Here is a 15,462-nt window from a genome sequence, read left to right on the forward strand (position 1 = left end):
GGGTATTGAAAAGAGCGATAAGCTCATTTTGAATCTGACGAGATTAAAAATCTCATTTGTGTTCCGGTTTTCATACAACCAGATGGCATGCATCAAAACCTTCACGTCATTCTGCAAGCAGAATGTTCACTCACTCGTTGTTCAGTTTTCAAAGATCAAACATAATTTGAGGTGTTATTTTTCATGTTGTCGTCGTTTCAGCGGCGACTTTTATAATGTAACACATTCACGTTTTCTTTGCAAGCATTTTTTTAACCGTTTTAGTTCATGTCTTATAAATATGCTTGTCCAATCAAACGGCTCCTTAAAAATGGAACGAAAATTAATTTACCATATAGTTTCGAAAAGGTCAACCCTATTTCGACAAATAGGTTGATCATTCCCTTTAGCAAATGGCGAGTACAATGAGAGGTGCATTCTCTATCTAGAGAGCTACACCTCTCACCATAACGTTTAAACTTATATGTTCAGCTTTATTTTATAGCTTGGAGTTTTTTAACTTACCGCCTCTTGCATACTTGGATAACTCTTTAGGCGGGGCAAACCTTGCATACATACGGAATACTGTTTTATACCGACTCGCTATAGCATATTTAATCTCTTGGTCAAGACGGTGGTCACTTAGATCAAACAGCATCTCATCCAACTCTTTGCGTAATACATAGTCCAGCTCCTTGCATTCCTTCTCGTTAAATAGCATACCCAGCATTAAGAGTTCTCCTTTTTGTGCATAGCCTCTATAGTCACACTCGTCTTTCAGCATCTTCTTTTGTTGAACATATCTCTCTTTGTCTGCACTGCTGAAACCCGTTTTATTGTTATGGTCAAATTATTGGGAATTTATGAATGCTGGGTATCACAAAATTTCCACAAGTAATTTTAACCTCTCACAAGCGCATATGTGAGTGTGCTCTCAATAACCGCTGCAACCAGAAGCAAGACGACTACCCAAAAGCTCGCTGTTAACGTCATATTCATGTACTCTTTCCACCGAGAGCCGATCATAGCCCTTTTTTCGCCTCCCAGTTGCGCCAGACTCCGCACGACCAAACCGCCGAACCTCAATCCAAATGCACACGCAATAATAATAACCGGGATTTCGATAATGCCATGTGGAAGAAGCCCCTTCACAACAATATCAAAAAAGCTTGCACCATAATTCATCGTGGTATGAACAACAAAGCCAAGCACCATCCCGTTGATTAGCAGAAAGATAATTGGCAAGATTCCGAAGAAAATCCCTGCATAGATAACCAGTACACTTTTAATGGCATTATTGAAAAAGATAAGCAAGAAGAAATTCCACTGCACATTTCCTCCTTGCTCCAACTGCTGACTGATTTGGCGAAGCCCTTCAATCTGCCCTAACAGCAACTCTTCTAAGGGACCTGTGCTCACCCACCCTGCTCCTATACCCACAGCGAACAACACAAATGACCAGATTAATGCTCCCCTAATCTTACCCATGTCTCTTATAAATGTACTGAATTTTAACATAACAACCTCCTGTAAAACGAAATGATGGACAAACAAAGATGTAAAACGAATAACTGGACAGTACGAGCATACATTGAAAAGTAAACAAGCATTTCTTTATTGGGAGAGGGGCGCTTAGCGAAATGAACTCGTTCTATGTATTCAGCGGCAAAAAGATCAAACGTAATCTGATTGTGCTCGTTGCTGCCATTTTTGCAATTGGTATTATTTATTTGGAAAGTGGTAACGTGTCAGTGTTCTCGGAAGAAGCACCTTCCGCCGTCTACAGTGTACCAACCGACAAGAAGGTCATTGCACTTACCTTTGACATTAGCTGGGGTGATAAACGAACCGAACCGATTCTTAAAGTTCTTCAGGATAACAAAGTACAGAAGGCTACCTTCTTTCTCTCCTCACCATGGAGTAAAACCCATCCAGAGATTGTTAATGCCATTAAAGATGCAGGCTATGAGATCGGTAGTCATGGACATCGGCACGAAAACTATACTAGCCTGACTGAAGAGCAAATCCGCAAGGAAATTTCGACAGCTCACAGCATTTTAACCGATTTAACCGGGAAAGAACCCAATTTGCTACGATTGCCTAATGGAGATTTTGATAAACGCGTGCTTCAGGTTGCGAATAGTCTGAACTATCAAGTTGTACAATGGGATACAGATTCTCTGGATTGGAAAAACCCCGGAGTACAGACAATCGTTGATCGTGTCGTCAGCAAAGCACATCCTGGTGATATTGTCCTGTTGCATGCCAGCGACTCATCGAAACAAACCCATGAGGCACTTCCAGCCATCATCGACAAATTGAAAAATCAGGGCTATGAATTCGTGACCGTATCTGAACTACTCAACCATTCAAGTGTAGAGGGTAAGGAAGTACGAGATCAAGCCAGCGGCCAATAATACGCGTAAACAGTTGAAAAAGAGCTAACCCAGTTAGCTCTTTTTTGTATTTTTCATCGTTATGAAAACCTTAATCATGTGTATGACCCTTCAACTCTTTTATGCCCACCATTCATTCAACGACTCGGGGCAGGGGTCACAGCAGCTTCTTTTGAGCTATCGACCAGCTTGTGCAGGATCAGCATCTGATATGCATTACATAACAGCAAAGGGATCACAATAAAGACGGTGGCCGCATTAACGTCAATACGCAATACACCAATCGTTTCCACTGCAGTCACGGCAATCATGAAGAAGAGCGTTGGTACTAGCGCAGAGATATGTGTCTGTTTCACTTTCACGTAAGCGGTAACAATTGCAGCCGCCAAAATGATCAGTCCCAGCACAATGTCCGAGATACGCTCTCGTCCTCCTCCGACAAATAAACGCAAAAACATGAGGTCCAACAAAGCTAGCACAGTCAGCACTACCTGCACAATCTGCCATCCGCGTCTTGGGAATACACCCTTGCCCATATAATTCAAGATGAGATATGCAAAGAAACCCATTTGTGAATATACGCTAATCATCACTCCGGAGCCAAACAGAATCAGTAGATACAGCATAAAATCAGCAATTCCGTTCATTTTTTCTCCGTTTACCAACATCATAATCAACCCTGTACCTAATGCTCCTGCGGCACCAATAAGCAAGGCTGTCCAAAACAGGAAAAACCATCTACGCAAATTCAAATGTTTTCCACCCCCGAGAGTTTATTTTACCAACCTTCACAGCAAAAAACCATCATTGCTCAACATATTTCCCCCTTTCCCATCACATACTACATCCAGTATCTAATCAAGGAGGGATTGTACACATGAAACGGCCTATATGGCAGCTATGCTGCGTTGTATTGGGGCTATCCGTCATGCTCGCCGGCTGCGGTTCAGATCAGAGTTCTTCGCCTCCTCAGGGCAGTTATAAAGAGATGAAAACGATGGTCGTAGATATTTTGAAAAGTGATGAAGGAAAGAAAGCTGTTGAAGAGGCTCTAACGGGTCAAAGCTCCTCTGGTGGCGGTGGAGGCAGTGGGTCAGAAGAAGGCGGAAGCTCTGGTGGTGGATCGGGAACGGTGGGGATGAAAATGTTAATGCCAATGCAATCTTCGGAACAAATACGTATTGCCGTAAAAGATACCATAACCGCTCCTGAATACCAGAAGGAATTCGAGAAAATTATGACCGATCCGCAATTTGCCGGTGAATTCGCCAAAGCGATCAACGGACAAAGCAAACAACTGCATATGCAACTTATCAAAGATCCGACGTATCAGAAGTCGATTGGGGATATCATGAAATCTCCTGAAGTATCCAAGATGTTCATGGATATGACCAAAACCCCGGAATACCGAAAACAAACGATGACCGTTATGCAGGAAGTGATGCAAAATCCGTTGTTTCGCATGGAAGTTCTTACTTTGCTGAAAAAAGTGGTACAAGAAGAACTCCAGCCCAAAACGGAGAGCGGTGGCGGGCAAAAGGGGCAGGAATCCGGTGGTCAGGACGGGGGAGATGGTGGCAGTGGTGATTCTGGAGGTGGAGACTCCGGTGGTGGCGGTGGAAGTTCATAGAATTACAACAATGGTCCAGGTTCTACAAGAAGATAAATGTTGATAAGCCTCAATTTCCAAAGTAGAGATCATGTGAAAAAGCCTGCATCCAAAGGACGCAGGCTTTATTTATAAGCACATTAAATTTTAATCACATAAAAAATCTCATTCAAACTTAGACTCAATCGACTTGGCTACCTCGTCATATATGGCCCCTATTGTTGTCTCTGCCTTATACACAGACGGTGAGAAATCCGGCTCGGAAGGATGGTTATCTGGAGCACCTAATGGAATCTGGGCAAGCAACACTGTGTGCAAGCTTTCGGCAAGACGTCCGCCCCCTCCACGACCAAAGACATACTCTTTCTCCCCACATTTACCACATTCGTAGTACGCCATGTTCTCGACCACACCTAACAGCTCATGTTCCGTTTGAATGGCCATCGCTCCGGCACGCGCCGCTACAAAGGCTGCAGTGGCATGTGGGGTCGTTACAATGATCTCTTTGCTCTGTGGCAACATCTGGTGCACATCAAGCGCAACATCTCCGGTGCCTGGTGGCAGATCCAGCAACATATAATCCAGCTCGCCCCACTGAACATCGGTGAAGAACTGACGTAGCATCCGGCCAAGCATTGGGCCGCGCCAGATCACAGGGTTATTTTCCCGAATGAAGAAACCCATAGACATTACTTTGACTCCAAAACGTTCGACCGGTTGAATCACTCCGTCCTCAACGACAGGGTATTCCTCAATCCCCATCATATCCGGCACACTGAAACCATAAATATCAGCATCAATGAGACCGACTTTCTTCCCTTGACGTGCCAAGGCTACAGCCAGGTTAACGGTGACCGTTGATTTCCCTACGCCCCCTTTACCGCTAGCTATGGCAATAAAACGAACTCCCGACTCAGGACTTAACAGCTCATGTCCATCGAGACCAGCCGCATGACCTTTTACAAGCACTTCATCCTCATCTTGCTCTTGCTCCACTTGTCCCAGGTTAAGGCTCTGACGGTCATGCTCTGACGCTACTCGTGTGCGGATATGTACATCCTTCACTCCATGCTGGGATAGCAGGTTACGCGCAGCATCCGTTAAAGCGGTTGCATCTTCTGGCCGATTCTCCAGTGTCACCATGCTTAAGGCCACATGGTGTTCTTTCACCATAATGTCACGAATCCATCCAAGTTCCGCTAAGCTTTGTCCTAGCTGTGGTTCCTGTAATGGCTGTAAAAGTTCAAGTATCTGTTCTTTTGATAACATCAGACAGCACCTCGGTTTTATCTATTGGCATGTGTTAGGTATGCTGTTCCAATTATAGCACTACCTTTCTTCTTATGACTAACTTTTCGGACGTTCGCCTGAAGCATATCGGAGAATACCGTTATAAATAGACGCAGCTACTTTCCGTTGATACGTTTCTTCAGCAAGCAGACGAGCCTCTTCGGGATGGGACAAAAAGCCGACCTCAACGAGTGCTGACGGGATTTTCAGAGCCTGAAGCAGATAAACGGTACTTACCGTTTTGGCTATACGATCTGTATTTTCCAGATTCCGAATCATTTCGGCTTGTAGCAGATTTGCAAGACCTTCGTTATCAGGATGATTAGGCGTGTAGAAGACTTGTGCACCGCTCCAACGATTAGATGGCACACTGTTCATGTGAATGGTGATAAATAAATCCGCTTGTTTATCCTCAATCTGTCTTACTCTCTGTTTGAGATCCTCTGTCTTACGTCTGGAGTACCCTCTCGTTCCCTCGTCGGCCAAATCCTTATCGATTTCACGAGTCATCACAACAAGAGCTCCTGCCTGTTGCAGATAGTCTCTGACATACAGCGCAATGGACAGATTGATATCCTTCTCAATAACTCCCTGCCTGCTCACTGCTCCCCCATCTGGCCCGCCATGACCTGCATCAATAGCGATCACTTTGCCAGCCAGAGGCAGACTCCAATATCCTGACGTTTTGGCAGAGGGCATCTCATACGAAACTACTGCTACAAACATAGCCAACAAACACAGGCTCAGCATAACCCTCTTCACTGTTTTCAACCGGACCCAGACTACCAGATGTTTCCCCATGTTTTTGCGCATAAAAAAACCACCTCGTCCCTATAAATGACTCTAATCATCTATATGGGACAAGATGGACAAATATACCCTTAGGAATGGACTTGCTCTGCCATACCCTCAATCAACACCTCAGCAACCTCAGGACGTGTAAATTCTGGCGGTGGACATTCACCATTACGCAACAAACCACGTACCTTGGTTCCCGACAAAGTCATATGATGTTCCTTGTCATGAGGGCAGGTTTTGCTAGAAGCCATATTTCCGCATTTGGTGCAGAAGAAACTGTGTTCAAAGAACAGTGGTGTAATGCCCAATTCCTCAGCCGTAAAATTAGAGAAGATCTCTTGTGCTTCATAGGTTCCGTAATAATCACCTACACCAGCATGATCACGCCCTACGATAAAGTGGGTGCAGCCATAATTTTTACGTACCATGGCATGGAAAATGGCTTCACGAGGTCCCGCATACCGCATTGCAGCCGGGAATACGCCCAGAAACGCACGATCGGCCGGATAATAGTTCTCCAGCAGTACCAGGTAACTCTTCATACGCACATTTGCTGGAACATCATCCGATTTAGTCTCACCCACAAGTGGATTCAGGAAAAGTGCATCAACGATTTCCATTGCACTTTTCTGGATATACTCATGTGCCCGGTGGACAGGATTACGTGTCTGAAAACCAACAACGGTTCTCCAGCCCTTTTCCTGAAAAATTTTGCGTGTTTCAGCCGGATCGTAATAGAACTCTTCGAACTTGGCCGGTTTTGGACGATTCAATACTTGAATTGGACCTCCTACATATGTTGCAGGACGCCCCAGCAGTTTTTTTACACCCGGATGTTCAGGATCATCCGTTTTGAAAACGCGGCGTGCTTCCTCACCCTGATCTACCTGATAAATGCTTTGAACCTCAAGTAAGCCGTACGTTACACCATCCGCTTCACCAACAAGAGCTACCGTCTCACCTTTGCGAAGGGAAGCAGCCTGTTGATCATTGACAGCCAGTGTAATCGGTATACTCCATACGGTGCCATCTGCCAAACGCATTCGGGATACGACAGATAGATAATCTTCCTCATTCATGAATCCTTGAAGTGGTGAAAACGCGCCTACGCCAATCAAATCCAAATCTGAGATCGTCCAGGTATTAATCTGCAATGAGTTCAGATTTTTGCTTTTCTGCAATAGTTGATCACGTTCTTCTCCTTGTACGACACGCTGTACCAGCGCACCTCCATGAGGCAGAATCGAAGTCATCTTGTCAGCTCCTTATTAAAACATCCGATATTTTGATGCAAACCGCATTATAATTTAAAAAATAGTTTAACTTGAAAAAGACATTTGAACTATCATGCCAGTACTCTATTCATGCAGCTTATTTATGCAATCCGCATTCCGTTTTATCATTGCCAGACCAACGTCCCGCACGCGGATCTTCACCAGGCATAACCTGCCGTGTGCAGTGCTCGCAGCCGATACTTGGGTAATTCTGATCATGTAGCGGATTATATGTCACGTTATTAGCACGGATGTATTCCCACACATCCTCACTCGTCCAATGAGCAATCGGGTTAAATTTCATCAAACCAAACTTCGTATCATATTCGACCTTCTTCGCATTGGCACGAGTAGGTGCTTGATCTCTACGAATACCTGTAATCCATGCATCATACTGCGATAGAATACGTGTCAGGGGCTCCACCTTACGAATGTTACAACAAGCATTGGGATCGGATTTCCATAATTCTTCTCCATGCTGAGCAGCTTGTTCTTCCGGTGTGATTTTTGGCGATACTTTTACAAACTCAAGGTTGTACTTTTCTTGCATCCGATCACGCGTATCATATGTTTCCTGGAAATGAAAATCTGTATCCAGATAAAAAACATCAGTAGATGGGCTAATTTTTTGCAACATATCTACAAGTACAACATCTTCTGCACCGAAGCTGCACGCAAATGTGATATTAGGAAATGTTTCAACCGCATAGCGAATAATATCTTCCGGGCTTGCGTGCTCCAGTTCCTCTGCTTTTGTACGAGCCAATTCTTCCTTTTCTAACAAGTTCATTGTTCAATTTCCCCCATTCATAATCTCCAAACCACACAAAGCCGACTAATCTAATATGAATTATGTATAGTATAAATCTTTCACTCGCGATGTCAATGCCTGCCATCTGGTAAATTACATCAATTCTACTCACAACAAGCAACATAAAAACACTCAATTTTTAGTGCTCATTAGGCTTCCAGATAAGATATAGGCAAAACGATACAAAAACCTCATGAACATAAATTTCAAATACTTGAGATCTTAAAGAGAAAAAAGCGTTGCTATTGTTGGATTCTTGGGATGATCGAAGAAACATTTTGCATCATTAGACAGCGTATCCTGTCTAAACACCATCTCCATTTTGAGCATACTGAAAGCCTGGGTCTACAACTCCGTCAAATAACAAAAGTAAGAACCCTTTATCGTATTCATAAAAAAGACTGATATCACAGACATGAGAAAATGATAATGATCTGGAAGAATGGTATTACTAAAACGGCTAAGATTTGTGTGAGCATAATTAAGATTAGATTATACAGATAATCAAGCTAAGAAGGGGAAATTGAGGATGGACATAGACTAATGAATTTGAATTTCATTCGAAATATGGAGTTAATATAGATATGAATTAGCTTAAAATTCAAGGATATACAAAACTAATGCTACATCTATTATCTTGGAGCCCTGTCTTTCTCTCAATGGGAATCGTATTGTATTACGTTAACGTTAGAATATACAAATGATACACATAGTCTCTTCGTAAATAAAACGAAAAAAGTCCTTGGCCGAAGCCAAGGACTTTGAAAATCTTAACGTTTGGAGAACTGAGGTGCGCGACGAGCCGCTTTAAGACCGTATTTTTTACGTTCTTTCATACGTGGGTCACGAGTCAGGAATCCTGCTTTTTTCAGGGATGCACGGTATTCTGGATCTGCTTTGAGCAGAGCGCGGGAAATACCGTGACGGATAGCGCCGGCTTGACCGGAGATTCCGCCACCATGAGCGATAACCAAAACGTCATAGTTAGTGAGCGTTTCTGTCAAAGTCAGTGGTTGTTTTACGATCAGTTTGAGTGTTTCCAAACCAAAGTATTCATTAATATCACGTTTATTGATGACAATGCGTCCTTCACCCGGTACAAGGCGAACACGTGCTACCGAATGTTTACGACGACCTGTCCCATAGTATTGTACTTGTGCCATGAAACTGTCCTCCTTTTAATTAACCGCGAAGTTCGTAAACTTCTGGTTTTTGTGCTGCGTGTGGATGCTCAGTGCCTCTGTACGCTTTAAGTCTCAGCTTCATTTTCTCGCCCATGCGAGTTTTAGGAAGCATACCGCGAACAGCCAATTCCAACATACGTTCAGGTTTGTTTTTAACCATCTCTTCTGCAGTAGTTACTTTCAAACCACCTGGGTGCATCGAGTGACGGTAGTATTTTTTACCTTGCATTTTTTTACCAGTCAATACAATTTTCTCTGCATTGATGATAACAACGAAATCGCCAGTGTCCACATGTGGAGTGAATTGTGGCTTATGTTTGCCGCGAATCAAAGCAGCTGCTTCGCTCGCCAAACGTCCGAGGGTTTTGCCTTCAGCATCAATGATGTGCCATTGGCGCTCAACTTCGTTAGGCTTCGCCATGTACGTAGTACGCATGAAAAGTTCCTCCTTAAATGTTCAAAATCATCATTTTTCATTTATCTTCGTTCGTTAAGTGATAACTTTAGGTGTTGATGGATAGTTGTTGCGATGTGAACATCTTAATTGGGGCTGTGGGAAAGCCATTAAGAAAACACAACTTTTATATTACATGATAGGAGACTAAATCGCAAGTATTATTTGAGCTTTTTACTCACCAAATTTAATCTTTTTTGTATTCAAGATCCCAGAGCATTAAACCACAACTCACTGCAGTTGGTCCCGCAGCAGAACGGTTGCATGCAGCAATCATATTCGGCACATCAGAGGCTTTCCGTTTGCCCTCTCCGATCTCCAGCAGTGTCCCTACAATGATCCGCACCATATGTTGCAAAAAGCCATTACCACTCACATAAATGTGAATGACACCCTGATCGCGAGGATGGTCCCTGCACATTGAACGGTCCACTTCTATCCATGCTTCGTATACCGAACGTACATGATTCTCTTTCTGAGACTTGCGTGAAGCAAAGGAAGTAAAGTCATATGTGCCTATGAAATGACGCAGGCCCTCTTCCATAGCAGCGACGTCCAGCTTGGCATGATGATGATGCTGCAGTCTTCTGTTAAAGACATCCGGGAATTGGTTTGCATTGACCGTATATCGATAGGTTTTCTTTTTCGCTGCATAACGAGAATGAAAATCTAGCGGTACCTCCATTGCATCAATAACAACAATGTCAGATGGCAATCTGGAGTTGAGTGCAATACACCAACGTTCCACCGGAATCTGGGACGCTGTAGGAAAATTGAAGATTTGTCTGCGGGCATGAACGCCTGCATCCGTTCGTCCTGACCCCGTGATTTTTACCGTCTCACCAGTCAACGCACGAATAGCATCCTCAAGGTGGTCCTGAATGGTATTACCTCCTGGCTGTACTTGAAAGCCGTAGTAGGCCGTTCCATCGTAAGTTACCGTCATACATAAGTTGCGCATATTCCCACACCTTTGTTCCATACTATACATAACCCTATCCCGAACAGCAAAAGAAGCCCCTTACGGAGCTTCATTTACAGCACGAATTCCAAAATGAAGAGAAAAAAAGGGTTTACCCAGAATCTTGGACTCTGTCCCCTTTCCTCATCTCACATCTGTATTACGCGCGGTCTACCAGTTCCAAGTAAACCATAGGCGCTGCGTCACCACGACGAGGTCCCAGTTTCAGGATACGTGTGTATCCGCCTGGACGCTCAGCGTAACGACCGGACAATTCGCTAAACAGTTTTTGGATTGCATCTTGCTCACCATCGATAGTTTCGCGGCGAACATATGCTGCCACTTGGCGACGGGCATGAAGATCTCCCTTTTTCGCTTTAGTGATCAGTTTTTCAGCAATAGAGCGAACCTCTTTTGCTTTCGCTTCAGTTGTCTGAATGCGCTCATATAAGAACAGGTCGGTTACCAGGTCACGGAACAAAGCTTTACGTGCGCTGGAATTACGGCCCAACTTTTGGTATGCCATTGTTTTCCCTCCTTCACTTCAAGCACTCAGCTGTCTATTCTTCTGTACGTAGTCCCAAACCCAGTTCCTCAAGCTTCTCTTGAACTTCTTCCAAAGACTTGCGTCCGAGGTTACGGACTTTCATCATGTCTTCTTCCGTTTTCGTAGTCAGCTCTTGTACGGTATTAATACCAGCACGTTTGAGGCAGTTGTAAGAACGAACAGAGAGATCCAGCTCTTCGATCGTCATTTCGAGTACTTTTTCTTTTTTGTCTTCTTCTTTTTCAACCATGATCTCTGCATCCTTCGCTTCGTCTGTAAGACCCACGAAGAGCATTAGATGCTCGGTCAAAATTTTAGCGCCAAGGCTTACAGCCTCTTCAGGACGAATACTTCCGTCAGTCCAAACTTCCAACGTGAGCTTGTCATAGTTGGTTACTTGGCCTACACGCGTATTTTCCACAGCGTAGTTTACGCGGCTGATCGGGGTGAAGATGGAATCGACAGGGATGACGCCGATCGGCTGGTCATCGCGTTTATTCCGATCTGCCTGGACGTAGCCGCGACCGCGATTGGCAAAAATACGCATGTGAAGTCTCGAACCTGGTCCAAGCGTAGCAATGTGAAGATCCGGGTTAAGGATTTCTACATCGGAATCAGCACGAATGTCTCCAGCCGTGATTGCTCCTTCGCCTTCAGCATCAATCTCGAGCACTTTCTCCTCGTCAGAATGAATTTTGAGCGACAAAGCTTTCAGGTTAAGGATAATCTCTGTAACATCTTCCATTACGCCAGGAACTGTAGCAAATTCATGCAGAACGCCATCGATTTGAACCGAAGACACTGCCGCACCCGGCAGTGATGAGAGCAAGATTCGGCGAAGCGAGTTTCCAAGCGTCGTACCGTATCCGCGCTCCAGCGGTTCTACTACGAATTTCCCATAGGTGCCATCATCGTTGACGTCTACCGTCTCAATTTTCGGCTTTTCGATTTCTATCACTGCAATACCCCTCCTTCAAAACGTCGGTCCTCTATGAAACATTTACCTTCTCTTGCGAAAACATGTAGTAGTATGCCTAAACAACCATTATTAGCAGATTGTGCCGGAAGTATACCACACGCAGGGGCAAATCTCATTAGACACGACGACGTTTTGGAGGACGGCATCCGTTATGCGGGACTGGAGTTACGTCTTTGATCAGGTTAACTTCAAGACCAGCAGCTTGCAAAGAGCGGATCGCTGCTTCACGGCCTGCGCCTGGTCCTTTAACCATAACCTCAACGGATTTCATCCCATGCTCCATTGCAGCTTTGGCAGCTGCCTCAGCAGCCATTTGTGCAGCAAACGGAGTCGATTTACGGGAACCTCTGTACCCGAGTCCGCCGGAACTTGCCCACGAAATTGCATTTCCGTGAGGATCCGTAATAGTAACGATAGTATTATTGAAAGTGGAACGGATATGTGCCACGCCAGATTCAATATTTTTACGGTCACGACGTTTAGTACGTACGACTTTTTTCGGTTTAGCCATTTTCTCTTATCCCCCCTTATTATTTCTTCTTGTTTGCTACAGTACGACGAGGACCTTTACGAGTACGAGCATTCGTTTTCGTACGTTGTCCACGAACAGGCAGACCACGACGATGACGAACTCCACGGTAACAACCGATCTCCGTCAAACGTTTAATATTCAAAGAGATTTCACGACGCAGGTCACCTTCTACTTTGACCTCTTTGTCGATACTTTCACGCAATTTGCTGACTTCATCTTCCGTCAAATCACGAACACGAGTGTTCTGATTGATGCCTGTAGAGCTCAGGATTTTCTGGGAAGTCGTTTTACCGATTCCGAAAATATAAGTCAAGGCGATCTCAACGCGCTTATCACGTGGCAAATCCACACCAGCTATACGTGCCATTTTACGCTACACCCCCTTCATTAACCTTGTTTTTGTTTGTGTTTTGGATTTTCACAGATAACCATTACATTCCCTTTGCGGCGAATGACTTTGCATTTTTCGCAAATCGGCTTGACCGAAGGTCTTACCTTCATGTGAATTACCTCCTCAAAGTTCTGCTTAGCAAAACCCTCTTCGTAAGCATTGACCTCGTTCTACTATTGTAAAACCGGCTTCGAAGCTTTCGCAAGTTTTGCCGGGCAAAACCCGCTTCATAAGCTTCACAGTTCATTGCAACTGTCTACTACTATTTACGGTAAGTTATGCGACCTTTTGTTAAATCATAAGGCGATAACTGAACAACTACTTTGTCTCCAGTCAGGATACGGATGAAGTGCATCCGCAATTTTCCGGAAACGTGAGCGAGAATTTGATGACCATTCTCGAGCTCAACCTTGAACGTTGCATTCGGCAACGGTTCAAGAACCGTGCCTTCCACTTCAATGACATCTTCCTTGGCCATTAGTCAGTCTCCTTTCTCTTCAGCTTGAATGTTGGTGGATTCCAGAAACGAATGAACCGCATAGCGGAGCTTTCCGTTTGTCACCCGACCACTCTCGTTTAAACTGTTTACAACCTCACTGCTAATCATCGGTTGAAGTTCAAGATGAAGAATATTCTTCTTCTTGGGTTGGTCAAACTTTCGTTTGTCTCCATCCGCGATATATACGAACCTATTGTCCTCTATAGCAACAATTACTGCGGCTTGGTCCGCATTGCGGCCTTTACGGATCTTCACAAGTTGACCGAGCTGCGGATTCGACGAATTGTTCATGCCTAATCACCTACGCATTCAGTTTTGTGAAAATTTCCATACCCTCAGGTGTAACTGCTACGGTGTGTTCAAAGTGGGCACATAACGATCCATCAGCTGTAACGACAGTCCAGTTATCTTCCAACGTTTTCACATACCGTCTGCCTGCGTTAACCATTGGCTCAATAGCTAGCACCATACCAGCCTTTAACCTTGGTCCACGATCAGGAAGACCATAGTTCGGAATCGATGGTTCCTCGTGCAGATTCGCTCCAATGCCGTGACCGACATATTCACGAACGACGGAAAACCCTTCATCTTCGATATATTTCTGAATTGCATGAGATATTGTAAACAAGCGAACGTCTGGTTTTACCAGCGCTAGTCCTGCGTATAATGAAGCCTCCGTAACGTCCAGAAGACGACGAGCTTCTTCGGAAATACGACCGACTGGATAGGTCCAGGCAGAATCTCCATGATACCCCTGGTACTGCGCGCCAATGTCAAACGTAACGATATCGCCCTCGTTCAACTTGCGTTTGCCGGGAAATCCATGTACCAACTCTTCATTCACTGAAGCGCACACACTGGCAGGGAAACCGTTATAACCTTTGAAAGACGGCACAGCTCCTTGACTGCGGATAAATTGATCGGCCATATGGTCAAGTTCACCAGTCGTAATACCAGGAACAATGTGCTCTGCCAAGAGACGATGCGTTTCCGCAACAATTCTCCCTGCTTCCCTCATCAAACCCAGTTCCGTTTCGGACTTACCAATGATCATCAATTAACCTCTCATCAAGGACACGATTTCTTGGGAAACTTGATCGATATCCTGTTCTCCGTCGATCTGACGAAGGAGGCCTTTAGTTTCGTAGAACGTGAGGAGTGGTGCTGTTTTGTTGATATATTCGTCCAAACGAGTGCCTACGCTCTCTTCGTTATCATCAGAGCGCTGGTACAACTCGCCGCCGCATTTATCACAGATACCATCCTGCTTCGGTGGATTAAATACGACATGATAAGTCGAACCACAGTTTTTACAAATACGACGACCCGTCAAACGAGCCAGCAATTTGTTGCGATCCACTTTCAGGTTGATCACATGATCAAGACCTGAGTTCAGTCGTTCCAGGATGCCATCCAGCGCTTCTGCCTGAGACAGGGTTCTTGGAAAACCATCCAAGAGAAAACCTTCTCTGCAGTCCGACTGTTGCAATCGTTCTTCAACGATGCCGATGGTAACATCATCTGGTACAAGTAATCCTTGATCCATATATTCCTTGGCTTTCAGGCCAATGGGAGTTCCCTGTTTAATCGCAAGACGAAATGCATCGCCTGTTGAAATATGGGGAATACCGAACTCTTTCACAATGACGTCTGCTTGCGTACCTTTTCCTGCCCCCGGAGGGCCCATGAATAGGATGTTCACGTTATGTCACTCCCTCCAAGACTACCCTACATCAACAAACAGCACAATAGGTGCCG

General features: G+C 44.6%; 21 protein-coding genes. 2 read left to right on the forward strand and 19 right to left on the reverse strand.

All coding sequences use genetic code 11. From position 1 onward, the window contains the following. Positions 1-478: 478 nt before the first annotated feature. Positions 479-709, reverse strand: coding sequence for a hypothetical protein (locus tag FS818_RS27175; protein WP_090924652.1), 231 nt, complete (start codon positions 707-709; stop codon positions 479-481). Positions 710-879: 170 nt separating this feature from the next. Further along, positions 880-1,497, reverse strand: coding sequence for a stage II sporulation protein M (locus FS818_RS27180; protein WP_145336446.1), 618 nt, complete (start codon positions 1,495-1,497; stop codon positions 880-882). Positions 1,498-1,619: 122 nt separating this feature from the next. Here FS818_RS27180 and pdaB point away from each other — a divergent pair, with 122 nt between their 5' ends. Next, a complete protein-coding gene (gene pdaB / locus FS818_RS27185; protein ID WP_145336448.1) occupies positions 1,620-2,396 on the forward strand; it encodes a polysaccharide deacetylase family sporulation protein PdaB in 777 nt (258 codons plus the stop codon). Between the two features lie 116 nt (positions 2,397-2,512). Here pdaB and FS818_RS27190 read toward each other — a convergent pair whose 3' ends face one another. Further along, a complete protein-coding gene (locus FS818_RS27190; protein ID WP_145336450.1) occupies positions 2,513-3,127 on the reverse strand; it encodes a KinB-signaling pathway activation protein in 615 nt (204 codons plus the stop codon). 125 nt (positions 3,128-3,252) lie between these two features. On the opposite strand from FS818_RS27190, the gene gerD reads away from it, so the two are divergent. Next, on the forward strand, positions 3,253-4,005 hold the full coding sequence (gene gerD, locus FS818_RS27195; protein ID WP_145336452.1) for a spore germination lipoprotein GerD: 753 nt from the start codon (positions 3,253-3,255) through the stop codon (positions 4,003-4,005). A gap of 144 nt (positions 4,006-4,149) precedes the next feature. On the opposite strand, the gene FS818_RS27200 is transcribed toward gerD, so the two are convergent. The 16 genes from FS818_RS27200 to FS818_RS27275 form a co-directional block, all read right to left on the reverse strand. Beyond that, positions 4,150-5,253 (reverse strand): Mrp/NBP35 family ATP-binding protein, encoded by a 1,104-nt coding sequence (locus FS818_RS27200; protein ID WP_145336454.1) that lies wholly within the window; start codon positions 5,251-5,253, stop codon positions 4,150-4,152. A 78-nt stretch (positions 5,254-5,331) separates the two neighbouring features. Further along, complete coding sequence (gene cwlD / locus FS818_RS27205) at positions 5,332-6,087, reverse strand: N-acetylmuramoyl-L-alanine amidase CwlD (RefSeq protein ID WP_145336456.1); 756 nt, start codon at positions 6,085-6,087, stop codon at positions 5,332-5,334. Between the two features lie 68 nt (positions 6,088-6,155). Continuing rightward, complete coding sequence (sat, locus tag FS818_RS27210; protein ID WP_145336458.1) at positions 6,156-7,325, reverse strand: sulfate adenylyltransferase; 1,170 nt, start codon at positions 7,323-7,325, stop codon at positions 6,156-6,158. Between the two features lie 118 nt (positions 7,326-7,443). Further along, positions 7,444-8,136 carry a phosphoadenylyl-sulfate reductase gene (locus FS818_RS27215; RefSeq protein ID WP_145336460.1) on the reverse strand — a complete coding sequence of 231 codons (693 nt, stop codon included), beginning with the start codon at positions 8,134-8,136 and terminating at the stop codon, positions 7,444-7,446. Between the two features lie 791 nt (positions 8,137-8,927). Next, entirely contained in the window at positions 8,928-9,320 is a 393-nt protein-coding gene (gene rpsI, locus FS818_RS27220; protein WP_090924661.1) for a 30S ribosomal protein S9, read from the reverse strand. Between the two features lie 19 nt (positions 9,321-9,339). Then, on the reverse strand, positions 9,340-9,777 hold the full coding sequence (rplM, locus tag FS818_RS27225; RefSeq protein WP_024633564.1) for a 50S ribosomal protein L13: 438 nt from the start codon (positions 9,775-9,777) through the stop codon (positions 9,340-9,342). Positions 9,778-9,982: 205 nt separating this feature from the next. Then, positions 9,983-10,756, reverse strand: coding sequence for a tRNA pseudouridine(38-40) synthase TruA (gene truA / locus FS818_RS27230; RefSeq protein WP_145336462.1), 774 nt, complete (start codon positions 10,754-10,756; stop codon positions 9,983-9,985). Positions 10,757-10,916: 160 nt separating this feature from the next. After that, positions 10,917-11,282 carry a 50S ribosomal protein L17 gene (rplQ, locus tag FS818_RS27235; RefSeq protein ID WP_017692102.1) on the reverse strand — a complete coding sequence of 122 codons (366 nt, stop codon included), beginning with the start codon at positions 11,280-11,282 and terminating at the stop codon, positions 10,917-10,919. 34 nt (positions 11,283-11,316) lie between these two features. After that, on the reverse strand, positions 11,317-12,261 hold the full coding sequence (locus FS818_RS27240) for a DNA-directed RNA polymerase subunit alpha (RefSeq protein ID WP_024633566.1): 945 nt from the start codon (positions 12,259-12,261) through the stop codon (positions 11,317-11,319). A 136-nt stretch (positions 12,262-12,397) separates the two neighbouring features. Then, positions 12,398-12,793, reverse strand: coding sequence for a 30S ribosomal protein S11 (gene rpsK / locus FS818_RS27245; RefSeq protein WP_123067258.1), 396 nt, complete (start codon positions 12,791-12,793; stop codon positions 12,398-12,400). A gap of 19 nt (positions 12,794-12,812) precedes the next feature. Next, positions 12,813-13,181 carry a 30S ribosomal protein S13 gene (gene rpsM / locus FS818_RS27250; protein WP_056697730.1) on the reverse strand — a complete coding sequence of 123 codons (369 nt, stop codon included), beginning with the start codon at positions 13,179-13,181 and terminating at the stop codon, positions 12,813-12,815. A 20-nt stretch (positions 13,182-13,201) separates the two neighbouring features. Then, entirely contained in the window at positions 13,202-13,315 is a 114-nt protein-coding gene (gene rpmJ / locus FS818_RS27255) for a 50S ribosomal protein L36 (protein ID WP_003333770.1), read from the reverse strand. 152 nt (positions 13,316-13,467) lie between these two features. Next, complete coding sequence (gene infA / locus FS818_RS27260) at positions 13,468-13,683, reverse strand: translation initiation factor IF-1 (protein WP_017692098.1); 216 nt, start codon at positions 13,681-13,683, stop codon at positions 13,468-13,470. 3 nt (positions 13,684-13,686) lie between these two features. Continuing rightward, positions 13,687-13,995, reverse strand: a complete 309-nt coding sequence (locus FS818_RS27265; RefSeq protein ID WP_145336464.1) for a KOW domain-containing RNA-binding protein — start codon at positions 13,993-13,995, stop codon at positions 13,687-13,689. Between the two features lie 10 nt (positions 13,996-14,005). Next, a complete protein-coding gene (map, locus tag FS818_RS27270; RefSeq protein WP_123067256.1) occupies positions 14,006-14,758 on the reverse strand; it encodes a type I methionyl aminopeptidase in 753 nt (250 codons plus the stop codon). A 3-nt stretch (positions 14,759-14,761) separates the two neighbouring features. Then, on the reverse strand, positions 14,762-15,406 hold the full coding sequence (locus tag FS818_RS27275; protein ID WP_145336466.1) for an adenylate kinase: 645 nt from the start codon (positions 15,404-15,406) through the stop codon (positions 14,762-14,764). Positions 15,407-15,462 lie beyond the last annotated feature (56 nt).

Source organism: Paenibacillus xylanexedens, from assembly GCF_007680605.1.
GTDB lineage: Bacteria > Bacillota > Bacilli > Paenibacillales > Paenibacillaceae > Paenibacillus > Paenibacillus xylanexedens_B.

What these genes read in the sequence shown, in the direction of transcription:
- FS818_RS27175 (WP_090924652.1), bottom strand. Translation starts at nt 709, where the DNA reads ATGCTGGGTATGCTATTTAACGAGAAGGAATGCAAGGAGCTGGACTAT.
- FS818_RS27180 (WP_145336446.1), bottom strand. Translation starts at nt 1,497, where the DNA reads ATGTTAAAATTCAGTACATTTATAAGAGACATGGGTAAGATTAGGGGA.
- rpmJ (WP_003333770.1), bottom strand. Translation starts at nt 13,315, where the DNA reads ATGAAGGTAAGACCTTCGGTCAAGCCGATTTGCGAAAAATGCAAAGTC.
- pdaB (WP_145336448.1), top strand. Translation starts at nt 1,620, where the DNA reads ATGAACTCGTTCTATGTATTCAGCGGCAAAAAGATCAAACGTAATCTG.
- rpsI (WP_090924661.1), bottom strand. Translation starts at nt 9,320, where the DNA reads ATGGCACAAGTACAATACTATGGGACAGGTCGTCGTAAACATTCGGTA.
- rpsK (WP_123067258.1), bottom strand. Translation starts at nt 12,793, where the DNA reads ATGGCTAAACCGAAAAAAGTCGTACGTACTAAACGTCGTGACCGTAAA.
- rpsM (WP_056697730.1), bottom strand. Translation starts at nt 13,181, where the DNA reads ATGGCACGTATAGCTGGTGTGGATTTGCCACGTGATAAGCGCGTTGAG.
- cwlD (WP_145336456.1), bottom strand. Translation starts at nt 6,087, where the DNA reads ATGCGCAAAAACATGGGGAAACATCTGGTAGTCTGGGTCCGGTTGAAA.
- gerD (WP_145336452.1), top strand. Translation starts at nt 3,253, where the DNA reads ATGAAACGGCCTATATGGCAGCTATGCTGCGTTGTATTGGGGCTATCC.
- sat (WP_145336458.1), bottom strand. Translation starts at nt 7,325, where the DNA reads ATGACTTCGATTCTGCCTCATGGAGGTGCGCTGGTACAGCGTGTCGTA.
- FS818_RS27215 (WP_145336460.1), bottom strand. Translation starts at nt 8,136, where the DNA reads ATGAACTTGTTAGAAAAGGAAGAATTGGCTCGTACAAAAGCAGAGGAA.
- FS818_RS27200 (WP_145336454.1), bottom strand. Translation starts at nt 5,253, where the DNA reads ATGTTATCAAAAGAACAGATACTTGAACTTTTACAGCCATTACAGGAA.
- map (WP_123067256.1), bottom strand. Translation starts at nt 14,758, where the DNA reads ATGATCATTGGTAAGTCCGAAACGGAACTGGGTTTGATGAGGGAAGCA.
- rplM (WP_024633564.1), bottom strand. Translation starts at nt 9,777, where the DNA reads ATGCGTACTACGTACATGGCGAAGCCTAACGAAGTTGAGCGCCAATGG.
- infA (WP_017692098.1), bottom strand. Translation starts at nt 13,683, where the DNA reads ATGGCCAAGGAAGATGTCATTGAAGTGGAAGGCACGGTTCTTGAACCG.
- truA (WP_145336462.1), bottom strand. Translation starts at nt 10,756, where the DNA reads ATGCGCAACTTATGTATGACGGTAACTTACGATGGAACGGCCTACTAC.
- rplQ (WP_017692102.1), bottom strand. Translation starts at nt 11,282, where the DNA reads ATGGCATACCAAAAGTTGGGCCGTAATTCCAGCGCACGTAAAGCTTTG.
- FS818_RS27265 (WP_145336464.1), bottom strand. Translation starts at nt 13,995, where the DNA reads ATGAACAATTCGTCGAATCCGCAGCTCGGTCAACTTGTGAAGATCCGT.